This is a genomic window from Streptomyces curacoi (genome assembly GCF_001513975.1).
In the GTDB taxonomy this organism is placed as follows: domain Bacteria; phylum Actinomycetota; class Actinomycetes; order Streptomycetales; family Streptomycetaceae; genus Streptomyces; species Streptomyces curacoi.
Genome location: NZ_KQ947989.1, coordinates 452,159 through 478,625, shown reverse-complemented (window position 1 = coordinate 478,625; position 26,467 = coordinate 452,159). Strand labels below are relative to the sequence as shown.

Annotated in this window: 27 protein-coding genes; 12 read left to right on the top strand and 15 right to left on the bottom strand. The window is 71.5% G+C overall.

From position 1 onward, the window contains the following. Positions 1-9: 9 nt before the first annotated feature. Positions 10-1,026, bottom strand: a complete 1,017-nt coding sequence (locus tag AQI70_RS22270; protein WP_062152793.1) for an iron-siderophore ABC transporter substrate-binding protein — start codon at positions 1,024-1,026, stop codon at positions 10-12. A gap of 126 nt (positions 1,027-1,152) precedes the next feature. Further along, positions 1,153-2,106, bottom strand: a complete 954-nt coding sequence (locus AQI70_RS22265; protein WP_062152792.1) for a methionyl-tRNA formyltransferase — start codon at positions 2,104-2,106, stop codon at positions 1,153-1,155. 98 nt (positions 2,107-2,204) lie between these two features. Between AQI70_RS22265 and AQI70_RS22260 the strand changes: the two genes are divergently transcribed. Continuing rightward, on the top strand, positions 2,205-3,515 hold the full coding sequence (locus tag AQI70_RS22260) for a lysine N(6)-hydroxylase/L-ornithine N(5)-oxygenase family protein (protein ID WP_425264626.1): 1,311 nt from the start codon (positions 2,205-2,207) through the stop codon (positions 3,513-3,515). Between the two features lie 5 nt (positions 3,516-3,520). Here the strand turns inward: AQI70_RS22260 and AQI70_RS22255 are convergent, their stop codons facing one another. From AQI70_RS22255 to AQI70_RS22245, 3 genes are all read right to left on the bottom strand, one after another. Continuing rightward, positions 3,521-4,168, bottom strand: coding sequence for an isochorismatase family protein (locus tag AQI70_RS22255; protein ID WP_062152788.1), 648 nt, complete (start codon positions 4,166-4,168; stop codon positions 3,521-3,523). A 99-nt stretch (positions 4,169-4,267) separates the two neighbouring features. After that, a complete protein-coding gene (locus AQI70_RS22250) occupies positions 4,268-6,103 on the bottom strand; it encodes a glycoside hydrolase family 15 protein (RefSeq protein WP_062152786.1) in 1,836 nt (611 codons plus the stop codon). Positions 6,104-6,177: 74 nt separating this feature from the next. Continuing rightward, positions 6,178-6,957 (bottom strand): DeoR/GlpR family DNA-binding transcription regulator, encoded by a 780-nt coding sequence (locus tag AQI70_RS22245; protein ID WP_062152785.1) that lies wholly within the window; start codon positions 6,955-6,957, stop codon positions 6,178-6,180. Between the two features lie 122 nt (positions 6,958-7,079). On the opposite strand from AQI70_RS22245, the gene AQI70_RS22240 reads away from it, so the two are divergent. Further along, positions 7,080-7,961 carry an SIS domain-containing protein gene (locus AQI70_RS22240; RefSeq protein ID WP_062152783.1) on the top strand — a complete coding sequence of 294 codons (882 nt, stop codon included), beginning with the start codon at positions 7,080-7,082 and terminating at the stop codon, positions 7,959-7,961. A gap of 34 nt (positions 7,962-7,995) precedes the next feature. Further along, positions 7,996-8,850 carry a class II fructose-bisphosphate aldolase gene (locus tag AQI70_RS22235; RefSeq protein WP_062152781.1) on the top strand — a complete coding sequence of 285 codons (855 nt, stop codon included), beginning with the start codon at positions 7,996-7,998 and terminating at the stop codon, positions 8,848-8,850. 38 nt (positions 8,851-8,888) lie between these two features. Here the strand turns inward: AQI70_RS22235 and AQI70_RS22230 are convergent, their stop codons facing one another. Continuing rightward, the gene (locus AQI70_RS22230; protein ID WP_062152779.1) at positions 8,889-10,022 is read right to left on the bottom strand and encodes a methyltransferase; all 1,134 of its coding nucleotides are present in this window, start codon (positions 10,020-10,022) and stop codon (positions 8,889-8,891) included. A 77-nt stretch (positions 10,023-10,099) separates the two neighbouring features. On the opposite strand from AQI70_RS22230, the gene AQI70_RS22225 reads away from it, so the two are divergent. Both AQI70_RS22225 and AQI70_RS22220 read left to right on the top strand, forming a co-directional pair. Beyond that, positions 10,100-10,741 carry an alpha-ketoglutarate-dependent dioxygenase AlkB family protein gene (locus tag AQI70_RS22225; RefSeq protein WP_062152776.1) on the top strand — a complete coding sequence of 214 codons (642 nt, stop codon included), beginning with the start codon at positions 10,100-10,102 and terminating at the stop codon, positions 10,739-10,741. Positions 10,742-10,777: 36 nt separating this feature from the next. Next, the gene (locus AQI70_RS22220) at positions 10,778-12,019 is read left to right on the top strand and encodes an ROK family protein (protein ID WP_079051428.1); all 1,242 of its coding nucleotides are present in this window, start codon (positions 10,778-10,780) and stop codon (positions 12,017-12,019) included. A gap of 65 nt (positions 12,020-12,084) precedes the next feature. Here AQI70_RS22220 and AQI70_RS22215 read toward each other — a convergent pair whose 3' ends face one another. Next, complete coding sequence (locus tag AQI70_RS22215) at positions 12,085-12,390, bottom strand: hypothetical protein (RefSeq protein WP_208607414.1); 306 nt, start codon at positions 12,388-12,390, stop codon at positions 12,085-12,087. Positions 12,391-12,464: 74 nt separating this feature from the next. Between AQI70_RS22215 and AQI70_RS22210 the strand changes: the two genes are divergently transcribed. Together AQI70_RS22210 and AQI70_RS22205 are read left to right on the top strand one after the other, a co-directional pair. After that, positions 12,465-13,508 carry a helix-turn-helix transcriptional regulator gene (locus AQI70_RS22210; RefSeq protein WP_062152774.1) on the top strand — a complete coding sequence of 348 codons (1,044 nt, stop codon included), beginning with the start codon at positions 12,465-12,467 and terminating at the stop codon, positions 13,506-13,508. A 26-nt stretch (positions 13,509-13,534) separates the two neighbouring features. Continuing rightward, a complete protein-coding gene (locus tag AQI70_RS22205; protein ID WP_062152772.1) occupies positions 13,535-14,008 on the top strand; it encodes an RpiB/LacA/LacB family sugar-phosphate isomerase in 474 nt (157 codons plus the stop codon). A gap of 39 nt (positions 14,009-14,047) precedes the next feature. On the opposite strand, the gene AQI70_RS22200 is transcribed toward AQI70_RS22205, so the two are convergent. The 4 genes from AQI70_RS22200 to AQI70_RS22190 form a co-directional block, all read right to left on the bottom strand. Then, a complete protein-coding gene (locus AQI70_RS22200) occupies positions 14,048-14,449 on the bottom strand; it encodes a tautomerase family protein (RefSeq protein WP_062152770.1) in 402 nt (133 codons plus the stop codon). Positions 14,450-14,466: 17 nt separating this feature from the next. Beyond that, a complete protein-coding gene (locus AQI70_RS37665; protein ID WP_079051427.1) occupies positions 14,467-14,643 on the bottom strand; it encodes a DUF1272 domain-containing protein in 177 nt (58 codons plus the stop codon). A gap of 96 nt (positions 14,644-14,739) precedes the next feature. Continuing rightward, the gene (locus AQI70_RS22195) at positions 14,740-15,318 is read right to left on the bottom strand and encodes a DUF4865 family protein (RefSeq protein ID WP_062152768.1); all 579 of its coding nucleotides are present in this window, start codon (positions 15,316-15,318) and stop codon (positions 14,740-14,742) included. Continuing rightward, positions 15,294-15,887, bottom strand: coding sequence for a TetR/AcrR family transcriptional regulator (locus tag AQI70_RS22190; RefSeq protein ID WP_062152766.1), 594 nt, complete (start codon positions 15,885-15,887; stop codon positions 15,294-15,296). Before AQI70_RS22190 ends, AQI70_RS22195 begins: the two co-directional genes overlap by 25 nt. Positions 15,888-16,074: 187 nt before the next feature. On the opposite strand from AQI70_RS22190, the gene AQI70_RS22185 reads away from it, so the two are divergent. From AQI70_RS22185 to AQI70_RS22175, 3 genes are read left to right on the top strand one after another with little or no spacing between them, the layout of a single operon-like run. Further along, the gene (locus AQI70_RS22185; protein WP_062152764.1) at positions 16,075-16,356 is read left to right on the top strand and encodes an SHOCT domain-containing protein; all 282 of its coding nucleotides are present in this window, start codon (positions 16,075-16,077) and stop codon (positions 16,354-16,356) included. Next, the gene (locus AQI70_RS22180; protein ID WP_062152763.1) at positions 16,353-17,090 is read left to right on the top strand and encodes an ABC transporter ATP-binding protein; all 738 of its coding nucleotides are present in this window, start codon (positions 16,353-16,355) and stop codon (positions 17,088-17,090) included. Before AQI70_RS22185 ends, AQI70_RS22180 begins: the two co-directional genes overlap by 4 nt. Continuing rightward, entirely contained in the window at positions 17,087-19,714 is a 2,628-nt protein-coding gene (locus tag AQI70_RS22175) for an ABC transporter permease (RefSeq protein WP_079051425.1), read from the top strand. Before AQI70_RS22180 ends, AQI70_RS22175 begins: the two co-directional genes overlap by 4 nt. 68 nt (positions 19,715-19,782) lie before the next feature. Here AQI70_RS22175 and AQI70_RS22170 read toward each other — a convergent pair whose 3' ends face one another. Together AQI70_RS22170 and AQI70_RS22165 are read right to left on the bottom strand one after the other, a co-directional pair. Continuing rightward, positions 19,783-20,331: an ATP-binding protein gene (locus AQI70_RS22170; RefSeq protein ID WP_167358911.1), complete on the bottom strand. Its 549-nt coding sequence runs from the start codon at positions 20,329-20,331 to the stop codon at positions 19,783-19,785. A 201-nt stretch (positions 20,332-20,532) separates the two neighbouring features. Next, the gene (locus AQI70_RS22165; RefSeq protein ID WP_062152759.1) at positions 20,533-20,856 is read right to left on the bottom strand and encodes a hypothetical protein; all 324 of its coding nucleotides are present in this window, start codon (positions 20,854-20,856) and stop codon (positions 20,533-20,535) included. A gap of 336 nt (positions 20,857-21,192) precedes the next feature. Between AQI70_RS22165 and cds1 the strand changes: the two genes are divergently transcribed. Beyond that, positions 21,193-22,314 (top strand): L-cysteine desulfhydrase Cds1, encoded by a 1,122-nt coding sequence (gene cds1 / locus AQI70_RS22160; RefSeq protein ID WP_062153104.1) that lies wholly within the window; start codon positions 21,193-21,195, stop codon positions 22,312-22,314. Between the two features lie 33 nt (positions 22,315-22,347). On the opposite strand, the gene AQI70_RS22155 is transcribed toward cds1, so the two are convergent. Next, positions 22,348-22,827 carry an SRPBCC family protein gene (locus AQI70_RS22155; protein ID WP_062152757.1) on the bottom strand — a complete coding sequence of 160 codons (480 nt, stop codon included), beginning with the start codon at positions 22,825-22,827 and terminating at the stop codon, positions 22,348-22,350. A gap of 97 nt (positions 22,828-22,924) precedes the next feature. Continuing rightward, positions 22,925-23,755 carry a DeoR/GlpR family DNA-binding transcription regulator gene (locus AQI70_RS22150; protein WP_004003337.1) on the bottom strand — a complete coding sequence of 277 codons (831 nt, stop codon included), beginning with the start codon at positions 23,753-23,755 and terminating at the stop codon, positions 22,925-22,927. Positions 23,756-24,047: 292 nt separating this feature from the next. Here AQI70_RS22150 and AQI70_RS22145 point away from each other — a divergent pair, with 292 nt between their 5' ends. Beyond that, positions 24,048-26,411: a hypothetical protein gene (locus AQI70_RS22145; RefSeq protein ID WP_063801612.1), complete on the top strand. Its 2,364-nt coding sequence runs from the start codon at positions 24,048-24,050 to the stop codon at positions 26,409-26,411. Positions 26,412-26,467: the final 56 nt, after the last annotated feature.

The following is a 26,467-nucleotide window of genomic DNA, read 5'->3' as shown; positions in this document are numbered from 1 at the left end:
CTCGGGCGGTCAGTCCAGCTTCTTGAACCCGGCCTCCAGGTTGTCCAGGGCCCAGGGGATACCCAGCGCGGACGGGCTGCGCAGCTGGCTGATGGTCGCCACGTCCGTCACGACGTACCGGTCGTCCTTCACGGCGGACATGTTCTTCACCAGGTCACTGGCCTCGAAGGCCTTCTTCAGGTCCGGCGTGGTGAACGCGATGACCACCAGATCGGCGTCGAGCTTGTCGAGCTGCTCGAAGGACAGCTCGCCGGTGGGGCTGCCGTTGACGGTCTTGATGTTCTTCACGGTCGGGGTCAGGCTCATCCCGACCTCGCTCATGAGCTTGGCGGCGAAGTCGTCCTCGGACGCGATGGTGAAGATCTTGGCCGGGGTGTTGCCGATGGAGAGGCTGTACGTCTTGCCCTCCAGCTGCGGATGCTTCGCCTTCACCGCGGCGATCCTGTCCTCGGTCTCCTTGATGACCTGCTCGCCCTGCTCCTCCTTGCCGACGGCCTTGGCGACCACCTGCACATGCTCCTGCCAGCTCTGCTGACCCCAGGCCGTCTCGTACCCGATGGTCGGTGCCACCGCGGCGAGCTTCTTGTAGTCCTTGTCCAGGGTGAAGTCGGAGGTGGCGAGGATCAGATCGGGCTGGAGGGAGGCGACCTTCTCGTAGTCGACGGCGGTCAGCGTGTCGAGGAGCTCGGTCTTGCCGGTGTCGATCTCGTCCTTCAGCCAGGGGTAGACGCCGTCCTTGGTGAGGGCGTCCTTGGAGATGGCGACCGGCGTGACACCCAGGGCGTACAGCGCGTCGATGTCGTCGGTACCGCCGTTGCCGATCACCACGATCCGCTCCGGCGCCTTGGAGATCTTTGTGGTGCCGAACTTGTGCTTGATGGACACCGGGAAGGCGGACGAGGAGTCCGCCTTCGCTTCGCCGGAGGTGTCCGAGGAGGTGTTGGAGTCGTCCTTGACGGAGCCGCAGGCTGCCAGTCCGGCGGCCAGGGTGACGGTGAGAAGGGTGGTGAGGAGCTTTCTCGGCATGTGCGTCCCTTGTCGCCGGTGACAGGCAGGAGTGGTACGGCCGTCAGTAAAGCAAGGTAAGCCTTGCCTCAACAACGGTTTTCGGTCAAGTGGCCTGATTGCTGAGGCAGTTGACGGAGCGTCAGTTCACGCACGCGCCGTCAGGTAGCCGCCCATCGTGCGGAAGTAGTCGGTCGCCGCGTACTCCGTGCCGTCGTCGGTGCGCAGCCGCTTGACGAGCAGCCCCGGATGGCGGCCCGTGTGGGCGTCCGCGCCGGCCACGATGACGACACCGTCGCCCTCACGGATGAAGATGCGGCCCGGAGTGCCGCCGTAACGGCCCTCGGAGACGGCGGCCGAGACGATCCTGAGCCGCTGCCCGCGATGGAACGTGTACGCGTTGGGATACGGGTCCGACTGTGCCCGTACGAGACGCTCCAGGCGCTCCGCGGGCCAGGTCCAGTCGATCCGGCTGTCCTGGAGCGACCGCTTGTGGAAGAAGCTCGCCCGGCTGCGGTCCTGCGGCTGCCAGTGGGCGGCGGCCCTGCCGGAGGCGATGAGGTCGAGCGACTCGCGCACGATCGGCGCGATGAGGTCGACGGTCCGGTGGAACAGGTCCGTCGCGGTGTCGGCCGGCCCCACCACCACCGAGCGCTGCACCAGGATGTCCCCGGCGTCCAGCTCGGCGTTCATACGGTGCGCGGTGACGCCGACCCGCTCCTCGCCGTTGATCAGCGCCCAGATGATGGGGGAGAAGCCGGCGTAGGAGGGCAGCAGCGAGTCGTGGATGTTGAGCGTGCCGTGCGGGGGCAGGTCGAAGAGCTCCGGCGGCAGCCAGGTGCGCCAGTTGTTGGCGACGAGGATGTCGGGCCGGGCGCCGCGCACCGCGGCGAGGAGTTCGGGGTCGTCGGGACGGTTGCGCAGGAGTACGGGGACGTCGTTCTTCTCGGCCAGTTCGGCGACGGAGTCGTCCCAGATCTTCTCGTAGGCGTGGTCGCTCTTGGGGTGCGTGACCACGAGGACGACCTCGTGGTCGGAGTCCAGCAGGGCCTGGAGTGTGCGGTGACCCCAGGTCTGATAGCCGAACATGGCGACGCGCATGCGGTTCTCCCCTCCGGCGGCTCCATTGCAAGGTTAGGCTAACCTTATCTAACATGTGGCTGCCTGAGGGAGGCGATGCCACGGTGAAGTCACCGCTCATGGGATCGGACACCACCTACGACGTCCTCGGAATCGGCTTCGGGCCGTCAAATCTGGCCCTGGCCATAGCGATTGACGAACACAACGCGAACCTTGCGGCCGACCGTCGGACCAACGCCCTTTTCCTGGAGCGCCAGCCGCGTTTCGGCTGGCACCGGGGCATGCTCATCGACGACGCCACGATGCAGGTGTCGTTCCTCAAGGACCTTGTGACGCTGCGCAATCCGGCCAGCGACTTCAGCTTCCTGTGCTTCCTGCGCGAGCGCGGCCGGCTGATCGACTTCCTGAACCAGAAGACCCTCTTCCCGCTGCGCGTCGAGTTCCACGAGTACTTCGAGTGGGCCGCCGAGCGGGTGCGGCATCTCGTGGCGTACGACAGCGAGGTGACCGCCATCGACCCCGTGCGCGACGACACGGGCACGGTGACGCACTTCGAGGTGGTGAGCCGTGACCCGGAGCGCCCCGACCGCCACATCACCCACCGCGCCCGCGACATCAGCGTGGCGGTCGGCCTCGAACCCCATGTGCCACCCGGCGTCGAGCTCTCCGAACGCATCTGGCACAACAGCCAGTTACTGCCGCGCGTGACCGAACTGGCCGCCTCCGGTGCGCCGGTGCGCCGCGCGGTCGTCCTCGGCGCGGGGCAGAGCGCCGCCGAGACGGTCGACTTCCTGCACCGCTCCTTCCCGGAGGCCGAGGTCTGCGCGGTGTTCGCCAAGTACGGCTACACGCCCGCCGACGACAGCCCGTTCGCCAACCGCATCTTCGACCCCGAGGCGGTGGACGTGTACTTCGGGGCGCCCTCCGAGGTCAAACAGTCCCTCTTCGACTATCACCGCTCCACCAACTACTCCGTCGTAGACATGGAGCTGATCGAGTCCCTGTACGCCACCGCGTACCAGGAGAAGGTCACCGGCCGGGAGCGGCTGCGCTTCCTCAACGTCTCCCGCATCCGTGACGTCCTGCAGCGCGGCGACGGCCCCCTCGACGTCTCGGTGGAGTTCCTGCCGACCGGGGACCAGCAGGTCCTGGAGGCCGATGTGCTCGTGCACGCCACCGGCTACCGGCCCCGCGACCTCACCGCCCTGCTCGGTGAGGCGGCCAAGGTGTGCCTGCGCGACGACGGGGACGCGATCCGCGTCGCCCGCGACCATCGCGTGGAGACCGCGCCCGATGTCACCGCGGGGATTTATCTGCAGGGCAGTACCGAGCACACCCACGGACTCACCTCCACCCTGCTGTCGACCACCGCGATCCGCGCCGGGGAGATCCACCGCTCCCTGCTGGCCCGCCGTACGGCATCCGTCTGAACCCGTCAGACCGCCTTCGCCGCGGGCACGGCGGGGTCGAAGGCCGCCACCACCAGGTCCGTGGACGTCACCGCCCCGCACGTGTCCGCCATCCATTCGAGCGCGAACTCATGGCTGCCCGCCGACACATCGGCGATGGCGTCCGCGACGACGAAGGGCTCCAGGTCCCGCACCCAGGCGTCGGCGGCCGTCATCAGCACGCCGATCCGGGCGAACAGCCCGCCGAGCACGACCTGGTCGCGCTTCAGGTCCCGTAACCGGCTCTCCAGCCGGGTCCGGGCGAACGCGCTGTGCTTGCGGGCGGTGAGCACAACGTCTCCGCTGCGGGGTGCCACCTGCTCCGCGAACGCCTCGCCGTCCTTGTCGGCCGGCGGCCCGGCCGGTCGCCCGTACGCGGCGGGCCCCCGCTCACCGGCCGGCACCGTGTGGACGACGGGCACCCCGGCCGCGTGGGCGGCCCGCACCAACCGGCCGGCGTTGGCGAGGAGTTCGGCGACCGGGGCGCCCTCCTGGTCCAGCACCCGCAGGAAGCGCCTCTGCAGATTCAGCACCACGAGCGCGGACCGGCTCGGGTCGAGGGTCCACCCCGTCCGGTCGTCGGGCAGCATCGCGGGGGTCGGCATGACGTACGGGAAGATCGAGCCAGGCGTCATCTCGGGTTGCCCTTCGGTGAGTTGGGAACCCTCTTTAGGTTAGCCTCACCTAAGTTCGATGTCGTCCCGAATGCGTCCCACCGACCCTGTGAACTCCCCTCACCCCAGGGCGCGGTCGAGATTGAAGGCCGCGCTGATCAGGGCGAGATGCGTGAACGCCTGCGGGAAGTTGCCCTGTTGCTCACCCGTGTGGCTGATCTCCTCGGCGTACAGGCCGAGATGATTGGCGTACGTCAGCATCTTCTCGAACGCCAGCCGCGCCTCGTCGAGCCGGCCGGCGTGGACCATGGCCTCGACGTACCAGAACGAGCAGATCGAGAACGTGCCCTCGTCGCCGTGCAGCCCGTCGGGGCTCGCCACCGGGTCGTAGCGGTAGACCAGCGAGTCGGACACCAGGTCCTGGGTGAGGGCGTCGAGGGTGGACAGCCACTTGGGGTCGGTCGGCGCGATGAACTTCGTCAGCGGCATCATCAGCACGGCCGCGTCCAGTACGTCGCCGTCCTCGTGCTGCACGAAGGCCTGGCGCTTCTCCGACCAGCCCCGCTTCATGATCCGCCGGTAGATCGTGTCCCGGCACCCCCGCCAGCGCACCAGATCGGCGGGCAGACCGCGCCGGTTGGCCATCCGGATGGCCCGCTCGATCGCCACCCAGCACATCAGCCGCGAGTACAGGAAGTTCTTGCGCCCGCCGCGGGTCTCCCAGATGCCCTCGTCGGGCTGGTCCCAGTGCTCGCACACCCAGTCCACCAGCGCGCACACGTCGTCCCACTGGTCGCTGGAGATCGGCTCCGCCCACTTGTCGTAGAGGTAGATCGAGTCGATCAGCGCGCCGTAGATGTCGAGCTGGAGCTGGTTCGCGGCGGCGTTGCCGACCCGCACCGGCGCGGAGCCGTGATGCCCCTCCAGATGGCCGAGTTCGCGCTCGGTCAGATCGGTGCGGCCGTCGATGCCGTACATGATCTGCAGGGGCCCGGAGTGGCCGCCGTCGCCCGGACTGATGTGCCGGGTCACGAAGTTCATGAACTCCCGCGCCTCGCCGGTGAAGCCGAGCCGCAGCAGCGCGTACACACAGAAGGCGGCGTCGCGCACCCACACGTACCGGTAGTCCCAGTTGCGTTCGCCGCCGAGCTGCTCGGGCAGGCTCGTCGTCGGCGCGGCCAGGATCGCGCCGGTGGGCGCGTAGGTGAGCAGCTTCAGGGTGAGGGCGGAGCGGTGCACCATCTCCCGCCAGCGGCCCCGGTATCTGGAGGCGGACAGCCAGTGCCGCCAGTACGCCACCGTGCTGTTGAACTGCTCCTCCGCCTCGGTGTGCGCACACCGCCGCGGGGACACCTCGCCGCCGACCTGGTCCAGCGCGAACACCGCCGACTCGCCCTCGGCGAGCTTGAACTCGGCGTGGGCGTCTCGGTCGTCGGTCTCCATGGGAACGGTCGCGGTGAGCCCGAGCGACAGCTTGGCGGACTCGAAGACCACGACGTCGCCGGCCCTGCGGACGGTGTGCGGCCGGGTGCCGTAGTCGAAGCGCGGCGCCACCCGCGTCCGGAACGGGATCGACCCGCGTACGCACACCACGCGCCGGATCAGCCGATGGCGTTCGGCCTCGACCGAGTCGCCGTCGACCGGCATGAAGTCCTGCACCTCACCGACGCCGCCCTCGGTGAAGAACCTTGTGATCAGCACGTTCGTGTCGGGGAAGTAGAACTGCTTGGTCTTCGCCGGCACCGCCGCCGCCAGCTCGAAGGACCCGCCCCGCTCGGCGTCCAGGATCGCCGCGAAGACGCTCGGCGCGTCGAAGGCCGGGCAGCAGTACCAGTCGATCGTGCCGTCCGTGCCCACCAGCGCCACACTGCGCAGATCGCCGATCAGCCCGTGTTCGGCGATCGGCAGATAGCGCGAAGCCCCTGGTGCGTCCTGGCCGATCGGTGTTCCGCTCATAGCAGCCTCCCTGCCCGCCCTGTGCCTCGCTCCCAGCCTAGGTGGAAGCGGCGGGGCGAAGCCCGGGATCGCGATCAGACCGCGAAGACTTTCAGACCTTGCTCCTCCAGGCGCCGTACGGTCTCGGGGGCCGCCGCCGCGTCGGTGACCAGTGTGTCCACGGCGTCGGCCGCACAGATCCGGGCGAACGCCCGGCGGCCCAGCTTGCTGGAGTCCGCGGCCACGATCACACGCGCGGCGCGCTCGCACAGCAGCCGGTTGATCGCCGCCTCCGCCTCGTCGTGCGCGGCGGCGCCGTGCTCGGCGTCGAAGGCGACGACGCCGAGCACCGCCACATCGATCGTGATCTGGGCCAGCACCGCGTCCGCGAGCGGCCCGACGAGCTCGTACGACTGCGGGCGCGCGACCCCGCCGGTGAGCACGATCTTGAACTGGGGGCGCACGGCCAGCTCATTGGCAATGTTGAGGGCGTTGGTGACGATCGTCAGCGCGGGCGAGCCGGAGGCCAGATCACCGCGCACGGCCAGGGCGCGGGCCACCTCCGTGGTCGTCGTGCCGCCGGTCAGCCCCACCGCCTCGCCGGGCGCGATGAGGCCGGCCACCGCCTTGGCGATGCGCTGCTTCTCGGAGGCGTGCCGGGCCGTCTTGTAGCGCAGCGGCAGCTCGTACGACACGCCGTGCACGACCGCGCCGCCCCGCGTGCGCACGAGCATCTGCTGCTCGGCGAGCTGGTCGAAGTCGCGGCGGATCGTGGCGGCCGACACCTCCAGCTCGGCGGCTGCCTCCTCGACGTCCAGCCGGCCCCGCTCGACGAGCAGCTCCAGCAGCGTCTTCCAGCGGGCGTCGCGCGACATCCACCCTCCATTCCTCGATCTCCCGGCGACCTTAGCGCACGCCACCAGCCGCAGAATGCTTGATTGTGCTCGAAAGATGGCTATATCTTGCAAGAACAATCAGAACTGAGGAAGGTGGCGGCATGGCACATGTCGAGGACGAGCTGGACAGCCAGCCCGAATGCTGGACGCGCGCCGCGGCGGAGGCGACCGGCCACGCCGGAGCGCTGCCGGTGCCGGGGGAGCGGGTCGCGGCCGTCGGCTGCGGCACGTCGTACTTCATGGCGCAGGCGTTCGCCGCGCTGCGCGAGGGATCGGGCCATGGAGAGACGGACGCCTTCGCCGCGTCGGAGTTCCCCCACGGGCGCTCCTACGACCGTGTCATCGCCCTCACCCGCTCCGGCACGACCACCGAAGTACTCGACCTCCTGGCGCGGTTGAAGGGGCGTACGCGCACGACGGCGCTCAGTGCCGACCCGGACACACCCGTGATGACGGTCGCGGACGAGGTCGTCGTCCTCGACTACGCGGACGAACGCTCCGTCGTGCAGACCCGGTTCGCCACCACCGCCCTCACCCTGCTCCGCGCCCACCTCGGCCTGCACACCGACGCCGTCGTGGCCGACGCGCGCACAGCGCTCGCCGGCGAGCTGCCCGCGGGGCTCGTGGAGTGCACGCAGTTCACCTTCCTCGGCCGCGGCTGGACCGTGGGCCTGGCCAACGAGGCCGGGCTGAAGATGCGCGAGGCGTCGCTGTCCTGGACCGAGGCCTACCCGGCCATGGAGTACCGGCACGGCCCGATCAGCATCACCACGAACTCCACCGCGACCTGGATGTTCGGCGAGGCTCCCGAAGGGCTGGCCGAGCAGGTGCGCGCCACCGGCGGAATGTGGATCCAGGGCCGCCTCGACCCGCTCGCCGAACTGGTCCGTGCCCAGCGGCTCGCGGTCGCCGTCGCCGCTGCCCGCGGCCTCGATCCGGACCAGCCGCGCCATCTCACCCGCTCGGTGATCCTCGCCCACTGACGAGTCCTCTTCCCGCGCCGAGAAAGGACCGCCCGTGCCCCTCGTCACCACCGGCGAGCTCGTCACCAGCGCCGCCGCAGCCCGCTCCGCCGTAGCCGCCTTCAACGTCATCACGCTTGAGCACATCGAGGCGGTCATCGCCGGCGCGGAGTCGGTGGATTCGCCCGTCGTCCTCCAAGTCAGCGAGAACGCCGTCAAGTTCCGCTACGGACGGCTCCTCCCGCTCGCCCGCGCCGCCGTCACCGCCGCCGAACGCGCAGGTGTCCCCGTCGCGTTGCACCTCGACCACATCCAGAGCGACGACCTGCTGCGCCAGGCGCCCGGCGCCGGATTCAGCTCCGTGATGTACGACGCGGCCCGCCTGCCGTACGCCGACAACCTCGCCGCGACGAAGGCCGCCGTCGACTGGGCACACGCCCAAGGCCTTTGGATCGAGGCGGAGTTGGGGCGGCTGGGCGGCAAGAACGGCGAGCCGCCCCTGGACGCCCACGCCCCGGGTGCCCGCACCGACCCGGCGGAGGCGCACGCCTTCGTCATCGACTCCGGCGTCGACGCCCTCGCCGTCGCCATCGGCAGCTCGCACGCCATGACCACGCGCACCGCCACCCTCGACCACGACCTCCTCAAACGCCTCTCCGCCACCCTGGACGTCCCCCTCGTCCTGCACGGCTCGTCCGGCGTCCCCGACGACGAACTGACCTCGGCGGTCGCGGGCGGCATCGCCAAGGTCAACGTCGGCACCGCCCTCAACATCGCCATGACGGGCGCGATCCGCGACTTCCTCGCCGCCCACCCCGAGGCTGTCGACTCGCGCAAGTACCTGAGCGTGGGGCGGGAGGCGATGGTGCGGGCCGTGGCCGGCATCATCGGGGTGCTGAGGGCGCCCTGACCGAGCGCCGCGTGCCTGAACCGGGCGACGTCCGGGGCCTACCGCTTGACAGCCCTCAGCACCACGAACTTCGGGTCACCGGCTACGAGTTGACTGTTGCCGAACAGGCGCCGCAGCTTCACGTGGTAGCCGAGGTGCCGGTTGCCGATCACCCACAGCTCACCGCCCGGCCTGAGCGCACGCCGGGCGCCGGTGAACATCCGCCAGGCCGTCGCGTCGGTCGTCGCCTGGTGGGAGTGGAACGGCGGATTGTTGAGCACGAGGTCGACGCTGCCGGTCGGCACACCCGCCAGCCCGTCCCCGACCCGGAACTCGGCGTGCCCCGGAACCCCGTTCGCCCGGTACGTCGCCTCCGCCGACGCCACCGCCTGGAACGACTCGTCCACGAACAGCACCTCGGCCCGCGGGTTCGCCAGCGCCATCGCCGTACCGACGACACCGTTGCCGCACCCCAGGTCCACGATCCGCCGGTCGCCCCCGCTGCCCGGCAGGTGCCCCAGGAAGAAGCGCGTACCGATGTCGAGCCGGTCGGCACAGAAGACGCCCGCGTGATTGACGACCGGGCGCCCCGAGACCGCGCCGATGCCGTCGGGCAGCGTGTAGGTGTACGGCCAGGGATTGGCGGGCCGCTCCAGCGCCGGATCGGGCGTGCAGAAGATCAGCCGGGCCTTCTTCTCCGCGAGCGAGGTGCGGGTCGGGCCGAGGATCCGCTCGAACAGCCGCAGGGTGGAGGTGTGGATCTCCTTCACCATGCCGGTGCCGACCACCACCGTGCCCTCGTGCACCGCGGGCGCCAGCCGCAGCAGCTGGTCCTCCAGCAGCGCCAGGCTCTTCGGTACCCGCACCAGGAGCACGTCGATGCGCTCCGGTGGCGGATCCTGCGTGGTGAGCAGCCGCACGGAGCCGGGTTCCACGCCGGCGCGCGCGAGGTTGGCCCGGGTCGCCTCCTGGGTGAGGTAGGAGTCCGTGATCTGCGTCGGCCGGTGCGCCGCGAGCGCCGTGACCAGGGCGCCCCAGCGGTCACCGACCACCACGACCGTGCCGGACGGCGGCACCTCCCGCTCCGCTAGATGCCTGAGGAGGTACTCGTCGGAGGCGTCCCAGGCGCGCAGCCTCTCACGCGGGTCCTCGGGGAAACGGGTCAGCGCGAGCTCGCCCCAGGGCGTCGTCATACGGTCGTTCATCGTGCGTCAAGGCTAGCGGAGCCGCAGCTCACGGCCGGTGGGGCCGGTGGGGGAGGATGGGAGGCATGGACGCCGAGCTGTTCCCCCGCGAGCGTACGGAGGTCGCGCCGGGCGCGGTTCACGTGCCCGGCTGGCTGGACGCCGAGCGCCGGCGCGAGCTGCTCCGGGCCTGCCGCGAGTGGGCGCGCCCACCGGCCGGACTGCGCACGGTCCGCACGCCCGGTGGCGGCACGATGACCGCCCGGCAGGTCTGCCTGGGCTGGCACTGGTACCCGTACGCCTACGCCCGCACGGTCGTCGACGGCGACGGCTCCCCGGTGAAACCCTTCCCCGGGTGGCTGGGGGAGCTGGGCCGCCGCGCCGTGCGGGACGCGCTGGGCGAACCGGTGGAGGCGTACGACATCGCGCTGATCAACTTCTATGACGCCGACGCCCGCATGGGCATGCACCGCGACAGCGACGAGAAGTCGCCCGCGCCGGTGGTGTCCCTGAGCCTCGGCGACACCTGCGTCTTCCGCTTCGGCAACACCGAGACCCGGACCCGGCCCTACACCGACGTCGAGCTGCGCAGCGGCGACCTGTTCGTGTTCGGCGGCCCGTCCCGGCTCGCCTACCACGGCGTGCCGAGGGTGCAGCCGGGCACCGCACCGCCGGAGTTGGGGCTGACCGGGCGGTTGAACATCACGCTCAGGGTGAGCGGCCGGTAGGCCGCCACACCTGCGGATCATGGGAGACTCGCCCTCATGAGCGGCAAGGCTGACCCCCGGCCGGTGGGGGAAGGGACTACGTCGAGGACGCGGTTGGACCGGGGGCGCGGTGCGCTCGGACCCGCGTTGGAGCTCGTGCACACCGGACGCGCACCCACCCGCGCCGTGCTCACCGCCGAGCTCGGCGTGACCCGGGCCACGGCCGGCGCGGTCGCCGCCGAGCTGGAGGCGCTAGGGCTGATCCGGGTCGACGCCCGGCCCGGCGCGGCGGCCGGTTCGCAGGGGCGGCCCTCGCACCGGCTGGCGGTCGCCGAGGACGGCCCGGTCGTCCTTGCCGCGCAGGTGCACGCCGACGGGTTCCGGGCGGCGCTGGTGGGCCTCGGCGGCCGTATCGTCGCCACCGCGCCCGCCTGCGAGACGGTCGACGCCGACCCGGCGAAGGTCCTCGGCTCCGTCGTCGAGGCGGGCGCCGACCTCCTGCGCACGACGGGCCGACGCTGCGTCGGCGCGGGCCTCGCCGTCCCCTCCGCGGTCGCCGAACCCGACGGCCTGGCGCTGAACCCCCTGCACCTGGCGTGGCCCGTGGGCGCGCCCGTACGGCGTACCTTCACCGAGTGCGTGCGCGCGGCCGGGATCACCGGACCGGCGTTCACCGGCAACGACGTCAACCTCGCCGCGCTCGCCGAGCACCGGCACGGCGCCGGCCGCGGCGCCCGCGACCTGCTGTGCGTGGCCACCGGCCACCGGGGCGTCGGCGGCGCGCTGGTGCTGGACGGCCGTCTGCACACCGGCAGTTCGGGTCTGGCCCTGGAGGTCGGCCACCTCACCGTGAACCCCGAGGGCCGCCCCTGCCACTGCGGCAGCCGCGGCTGCCTCGACGTCGAGGCCGACCCGCTGGCCTTCCTCACGGCGGCCGGCCGTGAGCCGGGTCCCGAGGTCTCCCTGCTCCAGCAGGCCAAGGACCTGATCCGCACCCAGTACGACGACCCGGCGGTCCGCGGAGCCACCGAGGCCCTCATCGACCGCCTCGGCCTGGGCCTGGCCGGCCTGGTCAACATCCTCAACCCGGACCGCATCATCCTCGGCGGCCTGCACCGCACCCTCCTCGACGCCGACCCCGACCGCCTGCGCGCGGTCGTCGCCGACCGCAGCCTGTGGGGGCAGAGCGGCGGCGTACCGATCCTCGCGTGCACCCTCGACCACAACAGCCTGGTCGGCGCGGCCGAGTTGGCCTGGCAGCCGGTGCTGGACGATCCGCTGGGGGCGCTGACGACGTAGGGCTCGCCGCTCTTCGGCGGTCTCCGGCGCCACGAACGATGCGCTTCATGATCAGTCCTTCTGACTCAGATCTCCTCGCCCGTCTGGAGGATCCGCGTCTGCGGCGCGCCGGCCAGTGCCGGGGCGTTGTCCGGCGTGGACCACACCCGGGTCCTGAGGAAACCGAGGAACTTCTCGGCCTGGTCCGCGGTGTCGAAGTCGAGGTCGACGATCACGTATGCCGGGTCGTCCACCGGGCGCTGGACTCGGTGCCGCCGTACGCCCGCCTCCTTGCGCATGGGCGCGAAGCGGTCGAACGCGGTCTTCCACACCGTGAAGTCGGTGATCGCGTGCTCGATGTGAAGGGTGGATATGACTGTCGTCGGTCTCATGCCTTCATGCTGGTCAGCGGGCAGCGGCGCGGTACATCCCAGATAGGTGGGGTATTGCGACGTAGGCTCGAACCATGGCCGGCCCAGCCGTGTACGCACGGTCGCACGAGCGTGTCGTCCGCCTCTGCGAGACGGGTGGCGACTCCCGGAACCTGCGTCTTCGGCTCCTCGACGAGCTGCGGGCAGCCGTCGGCTTCGACGCCTATGCGTTTCTGCTCACCGACCCGGAGACCTCGGTGGGCTGCTCACCGATCGCGGATGTCCCGTGCCTGCCCGAACTGCCCCGGGCCATCCGCCTCAAGTACCTGACCGACGTCAACCGCTGGACGGCGGTGGAGGACGTCGCCCTGCTGAGCGCACACCAGGACCTCTCGCGCAGCCTGCTGTGGCGTGAACTGCTGCACCACTACGGGGTGCGGGACATCGCCTCGATGGTGTTCAAGGACCGCTTCGGCTGCTGGGGATTCCTCGATCTCTGGCGCACGGAGCGGGACTTCAACCGCGAGGAGACCTCCTACCTGGCACACGTCACCGGACCGATGACCACCGCGCTGCGCCGCAGCCAGGCCCAGACCTTCGTCGTACGGCCGCCCGAAGCGGCGCACCCGGGACCGCTGGTACTGCTGCTCTCGCCCGGCCTCCGCATACTGGGCCAGACCCCGGAGACCCACGCCTACCTGAGCGTCCTGGTGCCGCCCGAGCACGGCCGCCCGCCGGTTCCCGCGAGCGCCTACAACGTCGCCGCCCAGCTGCTGGCCGTCGAGGCGGGAGTCGATACGAACCCGCCGCGCGCCCGGGTCCACCTGGCGGACGGCCTCTGGCTGACCTTGCGCGCCGCCCGGATCGGCGACGCGGATCCGCCGGACCGCCGGGACATCGCCGTCACCATCGAGGAGGCCGCACCGGCCGAGCGGCTCGCCGTGTTCACCAGGGCGTTCGGCCTGACCGCCCGGGAGGGCGACCTGCTCGGCCGCTTGGCAAAGGGCGGCGACAGCCACACCGTGGCCCGGCAGATGTTCGTGTCCGAGCACACCGTGCAGGACCACCTCAAGTCGATTTTCGCCAAGACCTCGACGAACAACCGCAGAATGCTGCTCACCCGCGCGCTCGGAGCGTAGGCGGCCGGTCCGGGTAGTCTTCGAACATGCGGATCTCCGTCTCCTCGGACATGGACGAACCAGTGGCCCGCCTCCTCGTCGCCGAACTGCGCGAGCGCGGCCACGAGGTGGTCACGCACGGCGCGCTGAGCCCCGGCGACAATCCGCAGTGGGCCCCGTGCTCGGAGGCGGCCGCCCGGGAGGTCGCCGACGGGACGGCCGAGCAGGCGGTCGTGTGCTGCTGGACCGGCACGGGCGCGTCGATCGCCGCGAACAAGGTGCCGGGCGTACGGGCGGCCCTGTGCACGGACGCCTACACGGCGGACGGCGCTCGCCGCTGGAACGACGCCAATGTGCTCGCGCTCAGCCTCCGGCTCACGTCCGAGCCGCTGCTCAAGGAGATCCTGGACGCCTGGTTCGCCGCCGAGGCCAGCAAGGACGCCGAGGACCGCGGGAACGTCGCCCACATCGGCCGGCTGGACGACAGCAGGCGCCGGCCCCCCGTGCCCGCGTCGGACTGACGCCACGATCGCCTACCCGGCCGCCACTCTCCGCCGTGGTTAGGGCGGTGGCGCCACGGTGGCGTACTGCGCCACCCCTTCGCCGAACGACCAGTCGATGGGCTCGTTCTCGATCAGGTTGACGAACACGTTGCGCGGCTCGGTCCCCGCGTAGGCGTGGGCGAGTTCGGCGATCCGCCGGTACAGCGCCTGCTTCTGCGCGGGAGTCCGTCCGGAGCGCAGGGTGATCGTGACGTACACCAGGCCGTCGTCCCGGCGGATGCCGAGGTAGCCGTCGTCGTAGCGGAGCGTGCTGCGGACGCCGTCATGTCCGACTAGGACCTGGAACCGGTCGTCGGGCGGTATCCCGATGGCCTCCACCAGGGCGTCGTGCACGGCACGGCCGAGTGCGTCGAGGCGATCCGGACCGGCTCCCAGGGCGTCGATGCGGACGAAGGGCATGTGTGGGGGTCTCCTTGTCAGGTACGGCGAGGTCTGGGCACCAGCTCGCCACCGCAGTTGGGACAGATGTCCCGCATGGCCGCGCCGCACGGCACGCAGAAGGTGCACTCGTACGAGCAGATGCGGGCAGGTGCGTCGGGTGGCAGCGCCGCCGTCTCGCAGCGCTCACAGCGGTCGCGCATCTCCAGTGCCATGTCCTCGCCTCTCGTCGTGTCCGCAGGCCATGGCGGCCTGTCACCTCCCATCCTCCGCGCGGTCGTCGGGGCCGAAAGCGGCCGTTGGGTCAGAGATCAACACGATCGGGCCAGCCGGCCCCGCCCCGGCTCGGACATGTGCAGGACCTCGTACACGTCACCGTCGGCTTCGGGCATGTCGTGTGCCCAGAGCGAGAAGTGGACGAGCTCCCAGCGGCTCGTGTCGACGGCGGCAGCCGCGAGCACCGCGCCGTCCTCGCCGGCCAGCCGCCCGGTCTGCCGCGCCGCGTCCGCCATGACGTCGCTCACCAGCCCGCCGTCCGCAACCTTCTGGTGCCGCAGCACCGCCACCCGCCCAGGCGAACCGGCGGCGCCGCCCTCCTCGTACGCCAGCCCGGCCCACTGCCGGACCGACGGCCGCCCGAAGTCGTCGACGACGCCCTGGAACGGGCCTCCCCAGAGGAAGGAGTTCATGCCCGCGACGGTGTTCCACAGATAGAACGGCGCGTACTGGTTGACCGGCGACCCGTGCACCCCGCGCTCGCGCACCAGATACGTCTTGAAGCCCAGGCCCTCCCACTCGTCGAGCAGGTGCCCCTTCGTCGCGACGCGCCGGCGGATGATCTCCATGTCGTAGTCGGCGGGCAGGGTCAGTGCGTACTGCATCGCGTGCATCGGGCGCCTTCCTGGCGAGGTGAGAGGAGGGAGAGCAGGCCTCGTACCCCCGCGTCGAAGGCGGCGGGCGAACCGGACGCGCGGGCGAGGACGTAGCCGCCCTGGACGGTCGCGACGACCGTCGCAGCGATCTCCTCGCCGTCGAGACCGGGCGCGAACTGGCCCTGTTCCTTGCCCTCCTCGACGATCGCGGCGAGCCGTTCGCGCAGCCAGTCGAGCGTCTCGTCGACGGGCGCCCGCAGCTCGTCGCTGGCGATCACGTCCGGGTCCATCGTCAGCCGCCCGACGGGACAGCCCCGCAGCACATCGCGCTCACGCCGCAGATACGCCTCGATGCGCTCGTACGGCGTCCCCGGACCGTCGAGTACTCCCGCGGCGGTAGCCCGCATCTCCTCGGCCGTCCGCCGGATCGCGGCCAGGGCGAGATCCGGCTTGCCCTTGAAGTGGTGGTACATGCTGCCCTGCCCGGCACCCGCGCGCTCCAGGATGGCCTTGGGGCTGGTGCCCACATAGCCGCGCTCCCACAGCAGTTCACGGGTGGACTCGATCAGTCGGTCCGAGGTGCTCATGCCGCTACTGTACATACTAGTAGTTACAGAAGTCGAGCCCTTCCGGAGCAGTCGGACAACCGACACCTACTCCCCGCGAGGTACGCGAACTGCCGCTGGCCGTACGACGACCCGGACCCCTGTCCGGCGCGAGTCTCGAGACAGCACCGAACGACCCAGCAGAATCCGACTCGGGAGATGACTCGCGATGCAGACCCTCGCCCACTTCGCCGACGGCAGCCCCGGACCGTGGATCCTCCTCTTCCCGCTGATCTGGGCGGCCCTCCTGATCGGCGGCCTCACGTTGCTGCGCCGCACGGTGTGGCGCGGACGCGGAGGCCCCCGGCGGCCCGCCGCCGACGACAACTCACCTCTCACCGTGCTCGGCCACCGCTTCGCCTCCGGCGAGATCGACGAGGACGAGTACTGGCGCCGGCTGTCCGTCCTGGACGAGCAGTTCGGCCGTACGGGCAAGGGCGGCGCGGCATGACGACCACGACCGCCGCCCGGGTCGTCGACGCCGTGAAGGTGTACGGCACCGGCGACACCGGCGTGCGGGCCCTGGACGGGGTGAGCGTCGACTTCCCGGTCGGCCGCTTCACCGCGATCATGGGGCCCTCCGGCTCCGGCAAGTCCACCCTGATGCACTGCGCGGCCGGTCTCGACACGCTCACCTCGGGCGCCGCCCACGTCGGCGACACCGACCTGAGCACCCTCGACGACCGCCGCCTCACCCTGCTGCGCCGCGACCGCGTCGGCTTCGTGTTCCAGGCCTTCAACCTGGTGCCGACCCTGACCGTCGCCGAGAACATCAGGCTCCCGCTGGACCTGGCGGGCGCCGAGGGCGACCCGGAGTGGATCGCCGCGCTGATCGACGTCGTGGGCCTGCGCGACCGGCTCCACCACCGGCCCTCCGAGCTGTCCGGCGGCCAGCAGCAACGCGTCGCCGTGGCAAGGGCGTTCGCGGGGCAGCCGGACGTCGTCTTCGCCGACGAGCCGACCGGCAACCTCGACTCCCGTTCCGGCGAGGAGGTGCTCGGCCTCCTCGGCCGCGCGGTGCGCCAGACGTCCCGCACGGTCGTCATGGTCACCCACGACCCCATGGCCGCCGCCCACGCCGACGAGGTCGTCTTCCTCGCGGACGGGCGCCTGGTCGACCGTATGACCGCCCCGACCGCCGACAAGGTCCTGGACCGCATGAAAGCCTTCGAGGTGCCCTCATGAACGCCAGGAACACCAGGAGCAGGAACGCCAGGAACACCAGGAGCAGGAGCGCCAGGAACACCAGGAACACCACGGTCCGTCTGAGCGTGTCCTCACTGCGCGCCCACAAGCGCCGCTTCGCCGGTACGTTCCTCGCGGTCTTCCTCGGCGTCGCCTTCCTGGCCGGCACCCTGGTCATGGGCGACACGCTGCGCGCGAGCTTCGACACGATGTTCGGCAACGCGACCAGCGGCACGGACGCCGTCGTCCGCAGCGCCGACGCCATCACCACGCCCGGCGAGAGCGAGGGTGTACGCGAACCGGTCGACACGGACCTGGTGAGCACCATCGAGCGGGTCCCCGGTGTGGCCGCCGCCGCGCCCGACATCCAGGGCGCCGGCCAGCTCGTCGGCAAGGACGGCGACCCCATCGGCGGCCAGGGCCCGCCCACTCTGGCCGGCAACTGGATCACCGACCCGGACCTCAACCCCTACCGACTGGCCGAGGGCCGCGCCCCGGAGAGGTCCGGCGAGGTCGTCGTCAACCGAGGCACGGCCGAGCGCGGCGCCCTGAAGATCGGCGACACCACCACCCTGCGCACCCCCGACCCGCTCAAGGTCACCATCGTCGGCCTCGCGACCTTCGGCGGCGAGGACGGCATGGCGCAGGTGACCTTCACCGGCATGACCCGAGCCGACGCCGAGAAGTACCTCACGGCCGAGCCGGGAGAGGCGGCCGGCATCCAGGTGCGCGCGGGCCCCGGCGTCAGCCAGCAGGAGCTCGTCGACAGACTGACGCCCGTCCTCCCCGAGGGAGTCGAGGCCATCACCGGCCAGGAGTCGGCGCGGGAGAACACCGAGATGATCTCCAGCCAGTTCCTGACCCTGTTCACCACCTTCCTCCTGGTCTTCTCCGGCGTGGCCCTGCTGGTCGCGACCTTCTCCATCCACAACACCTTCGCGATCGTCGTGGCCCAGCGCACCCGCGAGAACGCCCTGTTGCGCGCCCTCGGTGCCTCCCGCCGCCAGGTCACCGCGGCGACCCTCGCCGAGGCGACCGCCGTGGCCGTCACCGCGTCGGCGGCCGGTCTCGCGGGCGGCACGGGCATCGCGGCAGGCCTCCAGGCGCTCTTCCCGGCCATCGGATTCCCCTTCCCCGAAGGCGACCTGGTGATCAGCGCACTCTCCATGACGCTGCCCCTCGCGGTCGGCATCCTGGTCTGCCTCGGCTCCGCGCTGCTCCCCGCCGTACGCGTCGGCCGCACCGCACCGCTGGCCGCCCTGCGCGAGACGGCCGTCGACACCTCCGGCGCCTCCCGCGCCCGTGCCGTCACCGGCCTCGGCCTCGGCGCCCTCGCCATCGGCGTGACCCTCACCGGCGTGCTGGTCTCCCCGTCCGTCTGGCTGGCGGGCTTCGGCGCCGTCCTCGCCCTGGCCTCCTTCGTGGTCCTCGGCCCGGTTGCCTCCACGACGGCCGTGAGGATCCTCGGCGGCCCCCTCGACCGGCTGCGCGGCGTCACCGGCGCACTCGCCCGGCGCAACGCCCTGCGCAGCCCGAAGCGGACGGCCGCCACCGCGAGCGCCCTGATGATCGGCGTGGCCGTCGTGTCGCTGTTCACGGTGTTCGGCGCCTCGCTGAAGGCGACCATGGACCAGACCGTCTCCCGCTCCTTCGCCGGCGACGTCGCCGTGAGCACACCGTCGTTCGGCGCGGGCGGCAGCGGACTGAGCCCCCGCCTCGCCGACGCCGTCCAGCGGCTGCCCGAGGTCGACACGGCCGTCGGACTCGGCCGCGGGGTCGCCGAAGTCGACGGCAGGGGACGGGCCCTGACGGTCACCGACCCGGTGGCCCTGGAGCGCACCTTCGACCTCGGCGAGATCAAGGGTTCCCTGCGCGGCCTCGGCACCGACGGCATCGCCCTCACCCGCAAAGAAGCCGACCGACAGAACCTGGCGACCGGTGACCAGGCCCGCCTCACCTTCACCGACGGCGAGCAGCAGACCTTCACGGTCCGCGCGGTCTACGGCCGCTCGGAACTCGCCGGCGACTACATCATCACCCGCGAGGCCTGGGCCCCGCACCGCACCCAGGACGCCGACACCCTCCTCGCCGTCTCCTTCAAGGACGGCGTCGGCACGGATGAGGGCAAGGCGGCGGTGGAGAAGACCGCAGCCCGGTACGGCAACCCGGACGTCCAGACCCGCGACGAATACGCGCAGTCCTCGGCCGGCGGCATCGACATGATGCTCACGCTCGTCTACGCACTGCTCGCCCTCGCGGTACTCATAGCGCTCCTCGGCATCGCCAACACCCTCACCCTGGCGGTCCACGAGCGCACCCGCGAACTGGGCCTGCTGCGAGCCGTGGGACAGACCCGCGCCCAGCTGCGCGCGATGGTCCGCTGGGAGTCGGTCCTGGTGGCCGCCTTCGGCACGGCCGGCGGCCTGGCCCTCGGCGCCTTCCTCGGCTGGGTGCTGGTGAAGGCCTCCGACAGCACGAGCGACAGCGCCTTCGCCTTCGCGCTGCCGCCCCTGCAACTCGCGCTGGTGGCCCTGGTCGGCCTCACGGCCGGAGCCCTGGCGGGCCTGCGCCCGGCAAGCCGCGCGGCCCGCCTGGACGTACTGCGGGCGATAGCCACCGAGTGACCTTCACGGGAAACGGCACCCGAAGCCCAACGGCGCCCCCACCCACCCGTCAACCCCTCACCGCCCGGTCAGCCGACAACGGCCGACCGGGCGGGAGAGTGTTCCGGCCTGCGCAGGTCCACCCTGGGCCGGACGTCCACGAAGCTGCGCACCGGTTTGTCCACGGCCACGGCCCTACGGCGCGGCGGGCGCCCGGCCGCCACCCGGGTCGAGGCAGGCGTCGGCAGCGTGAACCACACCACCTTGCCGCAGTCCCCGTCCGGCCGCACACCCCAGCTCTCGCTGACGGCGGCCACCATCGCGAGCCCGCGCCCACAGGTGGCGAGCGCGTCGGGGTCGTTGACGTCGGCCACGACCGGCAGCCGCGGGTCGTGGTCGCGCACCGACACCATGAGCCGGTCGAGCAGCAGCTCGATCTCGACGGTGCACATCTTGTCCGGCTGGGCGTGCTGGTGGACGTTGGTCAACAGCTCGGTCACACCGAGCGCGGCGCGGTCTATCAGGGCGTCCAGGTGCCAGTAGCGCAACTGCGCCGATACGATTCTGCGGACCTGGCCGATCCGCGACGGCAGGGCTTGGAGCTCCACCGTGCAGTGCCTGCTTGGGTAACTGATCACGGCTGCGACTCCCCGACTGAAGAGGTCCGGAAGAACACGGAGTACGGATCCAGCAGGGTGCTTGAAGGAAACGGCCGCCTGCTGTCGTGGCCGGCGGGCTGGTTCGCAGCGTTATCGCCGGTAAACCCAGAGTGACGTGAGACCAGAGTGACGCAGGAGGTGCAACACCGCAACTCATGAAACGCCGCGACTCGCGGTGATTTACCCGTTCCGCCCCGCGGCCTTCCGTACGGCCTCGATGAAGCGGCGTGCCGCGGGAGGGCCCGGTTCCCCCGGAGCGGGGTCGTGATCGCCCAGGGTCAGCGAGTACCGCTTGCCGTTGAGGTCCGCAAGTGCCCGGTCGTCCGGGGCGAACCAGGGCTTGGAGGCCCGCACCGCCTGCACCGGCGCGCTGTCGATCTCGCTGCCGTAGCTGGTGAGCAACTGCAGCCTGCCGTCGCTGATCCGCACCTGCCCGGCCCGGGTCAGCGAGCGCAGCCGCTTCCCGATCCGCACGCCCCTGGCCGTGAACTCCGGCTCGGCCATGTCCCGCCCCCTTGTGCGCCTCGGTGTGCCGGCTCGTTCTGGGTGTGGCCGGCCCTGGTCGTGATCCAGTGTGCCCCCGTTCGGGATCGCCGTCCCGTCCGGGTGCAGTCTGCCCGCGTCCCGCGCCGAGCACCAGTGCGCACGTCGCGCTGGGCCGGGGGCGCTCGGAGCACTCGCGTGAATGCGCCCCCAGGGCGTGAGTGACGCCACTGGTCCAGGGGTTCCTTTGAGGCGCCCAAAGATGTGTTTATGCAGGTGAGAAGCGTGCGCAAGGTGCTTATGATCGAAGCGACGGCCGCGCGAGTCGCCGTTGCCGCCAAGCATGAGGAGCAGCGCGTGAGTACCGTCCAGCAGACGCCCGGCGTGACGCTCGACGTCGACCACAGCGACGTCGGCTACCGCGCCTGGCTGAAAGAAGCCGTGCGCAAGGTCCAGGCCGACGCCAACCGCTCGGCCGACACGCACCTGCTGCGCTTCCCCCTGCCGGAGCAGTGGGGCATCGACCTCTACCTGAAGGACGAGTCGACCCACCCCACCGGCAGCCTCAAGCACCGGCTCGCCCGCTCGCTGTTCCTCTACGGCCTGTGCAATGGCTGGATCCGGCCGGGCCGCCCGGTGATCGAGGCGTCCAGCGGCTCGACGGCCGTCTCGGAGGCGTACTTCGCGAAGCTGATCGGCGTGCCCTTCATCGCGGTCATGCCGCGCACGACGAGCGCCGAGAAGTGCCGTCTGATCGAGTTCCATGGCGGGCAGTGCCACTTCGTGGACGACTCCCGCAAGATGTACGAGGAGTCCGCCCGACTCGCGGTGGAGACCGGCGGCCACTACATGGACCAGTTCACCTACGCCGAACGGGCCACGGACTGGCGCGGCAACAACAACATCGCCGAGTCCATCTTCCGCCAGCTCAGGCTGGAGCGGTTCCCGGAGCCCGCGTGGATCGTCGCCACCGCCGGCACCGGCGGCACCTCCGCGACCATCGCCCGGTACGTCCACTACCTGCAGCACGACACCCGCATCTGCGTGGCCGACCCGGAGAACTCCTGCTTCTTCGAGGGCTGGACCACCGGCGATCCGGACGTCACCTGCGACTGCGGCTCCCGCATCGAGGGCATCGGCCGGCCCCGCATGGAGCCGAGCTTCGTGCCCGGTGCCATCGACCGGATGATGAAGGTGCCGGACGCGGCGAGCGTCGCCGCCGTACGGGCGCTGGAGCAGGCCATCGGGCGCAAGGCGGGCGGCTCCACGGGCACCGGGCTGTGGAGCGCGCTGAAGATCGTCGCCGAGATGGTGGCGGAGGGACGGCAGGGGAGCGTGGTGACGCTGCTGTGCGACCCGGGGGACCGGTACCTCGACAAGTACTACTCGGACGCCTGGCTGGCCCAGCAGGGACTGGACATCGCGCCGTACTCGGCGGCGATCGAGCAACTGCTGGCGACGGGCGTCTGGCCCGAGTGACCTGCGGGGCCGCCGGGAATTGTCAGACAGACCCTAGGCCGCCGCGGACGCCAGCCGCCGGTCCAGCGCGGTCACCGCGTCCCGGAACGCCCGGCCGAGACCGGCCCGCGCGAGGCCGACGGCGAACCGGAACGGTGCCGTGCCGTCCGCCGCGAACGTCCACTGCACCCGCGTGCCAGTCCCGGCCGGGGTGAGCCGCCACTCCTCGACCAGGGCCCGCGCGCCCGGTGCGTTGGTGACGTCGACGCGGTAGGCGTACAGCTCGGGGCTCTTCGCCGCGAGGATCGTCTCCTCGAAGCGCGTGCCGCCCTTGAGCCGGACCTCTCGCCGGGCTCCGTCGTCGAGCGGCCGGGCCAGCGTCACCGCCCTGAACCACTCCGTCCAGCCCGGCACGTCCTCGGCGAGCGCGTGGAAGACCGGCTCCGGGGGAGCGGTGACGTCCCGCGCGAAGACATGCCGTACCGGCGCGGTCCCGACGAAGTCGAGCCCCACCTCACGCAGCAGGTGAGCCATGGACGAAACCCCCTATGCCGACCCTGCACCGGGCAGCGTCACCATAGCTGGCGCCTCGTCAGATGTCTGCACCGTCAGACGTCGGCTGTCTGGACCGTCAGACGTCGGCGTCCTCGTCCACCTCGCCCGCCACCACCAGCCGCCGCAGATGCTCCGCGATCTCCGAGCGGGCCTCGGTGTCGAGACCGGCGTCCGTCACCAGCGTGTCGACCTGCTCCAGCGCCGCGAACGAACTCAGCCCCACCACACCCCACTTGGTGTGGTCGGCGACCACCACGACCCGGCGCGCCGACTGCACCAGCCGCCGGTTGGTCTCGGCCTCCGCGAGGTTCGGCGTGGACAGGCCGGCCTCGACCGATATCCCGTGCACACCGAGGAACAGCACGTCGAAGTGGAGCGCCGCGATCGCCTGGTCGGCCACCGGACCCACCAGCGAGTCGGACGGGGTGCGGACCCCGCCGGTCAGCACGACCGTGGCCGCGCCCTGCCGGGGCCCGGAGGTGCGCTGGGCCGCGTGGAAGACGTCGGCCACCCGCACCGAGTTGGTGACCACCGTCAGATCGGGCACGTCGACCAGCTGGTGCGCCAGCGCGTAAGTCGTCGTGCCGCCCGACAGCGCGATCGCGCTGCCCGGCGCGACCAGCTCGGCCGCGGCCCGCGCGATGTCCTCCTTGGCCGTCAGCTCCAGGCCCGACTTGGCCTCGAAGCCGGGCTCGTGGGTGCTCGCCTCCACCACCGGGACCGCGCCGCCGTGCACCTTCTCCAGCACGCCCTGGCGGGCGAGCGCGTCGAGATCACGGCGCACGGTCATGTCCGACACGCCGAGCTTGCGGGTCAGCTCGTTGACGCGCACCCCGCCTCGGCGCCGTACCTCGTCCAGGATCAGGGCGCGCCGCTGCTCCGCGAGGAGGTTCTGATTCTCGCTCACGTACGCTCCGGTCCTTTCGCCTCAAGCCGTCCGACACGCCCTGCGCACCTGCTCCGACGAGCACATTCTCGCCCCTCCGGGTGCGTGGGACGTCCCATCCTCGCACGGGTCGGTACCGGTGGCGCCACTGGCCGTCCCGACGCGCGCATGTCACTTCCGCATCTTTCCTTCCCGGTTCTTCACGCGGATCGGGGAGATTCCGTGACGAGAGGTGTGCGGAGCCCCCTTTCGGGGAGATCCTTGTGCTCGCACGGACAGATGCCAACGGCTCGTCACGGGGGAAGTGCGAACAGTGGAACGTGCGCAGGAACGTGCCGCGATGATCGGGGTGGACACCACGACGGACGGGCCCGACGGTCCCGTCCAGGAGACCGAGGGCGCCGGAACCGCCCTGGAACTGCTGGTCCACGGCGTCGGCGGCACCACACCGCAGGACATGCTCAACGATCCGCGGACCGTGCGGATCACCGGCGACGAGACCGCCGCCGTCTTCCGGCGCGCCGAGGACGCCGACGCGGAGGACAGACCGGACGACCACCGGGACGGACCGGTGCCCGAGGCGTACGTCTGGTGCAACCTGACCTCGGGGAACAGCGCACGAGCCCTGTGGCTGCTGTTACTGCCGTTCATGGTGGTCAACCTCGCCCACTGGATGCGCCCCACCGCCCACGACCGCGAGCGCACGGTGCGGCTGTACGGCCTGCTCGTGCGGCTCGCGGGACTGACCCTGACGGTGCTGCTCGTCGCGGCCGCCTGCGAGGTCGCCCTGGACCTCGCGGCCTGGCAGTGCGCGGGCGAGCGCGCGTGCGCCGAGCGGCACAGCTGGCTGGGCTTCCTGTCACCCGCGGTCTCGGACGGCGGCTGGTGGAGCCACCCCGGCCGCAGGCTGGCCCTCGCGGCCATGGTGCCCACCGCGCTGACCGGCCTGCTCTGGTACCTCTCCCGCCGCACCTGGAGCGCGTACGAGTCCCAGCAGCCGATGTCCCGTGAGCCCGAGCCCGACGAGGAGTCCGGCGGCACATCCCTGGGCCGCCCCGGCTTCTGGTACGGCCGTCGCCTGGTCGCCCGGCTGCGCGCCGCGCACACCACCGCCGGCCTGCTGACGGTCGCCGCGGCGGTCGGCTCGGCGGCGGCACGCTTCGACCGCCGGCCCGGCGGCCCCGCGCTGCTCGACACACTGGGCTGGCTCCTGGAAGCGTCGATCGTCGCCGGGGCGGCCTTCGTGGTATGGGTGGTCTGCCGCCGGGGCCGCAGCGAGAACCGCCTCGACCAGGAACTCGACGAGCATCTCGTACGACGCCTGCCGCTCGCCGCCCTCGTCCTGCTGGCGCTCGCCCTGGTGTACGCCGGGTGGGAGCGGCCGGGCTGGCAGTCGGCGGGCCGCCTCCCCGGCGACCCCACCTTCGGCGCCATCGCCTTCCTGCAGGGACTGCTCGTCATCGTCCTCGCCGTCGTCGCCCACCTCCTCCACCGCACCGACCCCGACCCGCGCGCCGTGCTGCGCGGCCTGGGCGGACCTGCCGTGGCGATGCTGGCCTGCGCACTCGGCGGCGTGATGTCCGGCGGGGTGTCCCAACGGGTCGCCGACTGGCTGGACGGCACGGGCACCTCCATCGACGGCCCGCCGGTCCTGCTGACCTGGCAGGCGTCCGTCATCCCGCCGCTGCTGGTCCTCCTGCTGCTGCTCTGCGGCTGGCTGGCATGGCGGGCCTGGCGGTTGCGCCGCGCCGAGCTGGGCAGGGTGGGGCTCGACTACGCCGGCGAGCCCCGGGACCCGGCACGCACCCGCCGTATCGCGAGCACGCGCGCGATGGCCACGCTCACCGACCGCGCCCCGCTCCTCGTCGCCGTCACCTCCACCGCGACCCTGCTGCTGGGCGCCGGAGCCCTGGCCGGCGCCCTGGCGACCGACGAGACACCGAGCAAGGCCGCCGACGGGACGTACGGCTTCGTCCACGGCGCCGCTGAGACCGCGCAGGCACTGGGCTCCTGGCTGATCGGCGTCGGCTTCATACTCTTCGTCACCTGGGGCAGGCGCGCCTACAAGGACGCCTCCGCGCGGCGCACCATCGGCATCCTGTGGGACGTCGGCACCTTCTGGCCGCGGGCGGCGCACCCGTTCGCGCCGCCCTGCTACGCCGAGCGGGCGGTGCCCGACCTGACCTGGCGGATGGCGACCTGGACGCGCGCCGAGGACGGCCGCCGCCTCGTCATCTCCGGGCACTCCCAGGGCAGTGTGCTCGCCGCCGCCGCGACCTGGCAGCTGACGCCCGCCGACCGCAAGCGGGTCGCGCTCCTCACCTACGGCTCCCCGCTGGAACGCCTCTACGGCCGCTGGTTCCCGGCCCACTTCGGCCCGGCCGCACTCGCCTCCCTGCACGCGGAGCTCGACTGCTGGCGCAATCTGTACCGGCTCACCGACCCCATCGGCGGCCCGGTCCGCCTGCCCGGCGACTGCGGCCCCGCGGTGGACCGCGAGGCGCTCAAGGACCCGCTGGCATACGGCCGGACCCCCGAGCACCCCCTGCCCGCCCCGATCCTCGGCCATTCCGACTACCAGGCGGACCCGGCGTTCGCGGAGGAGCGGGAGAGGCTGCTGGTCCGGTTGCGGCCGGGGATACCGGCGCCGCGGCCGCAGCCCGCGGTCGAGAGCTGAGCTGCCGGTCCTGGACGTCCCGGGGCCCGCACCCCTGCCGGTCCTCCGGGACCGGC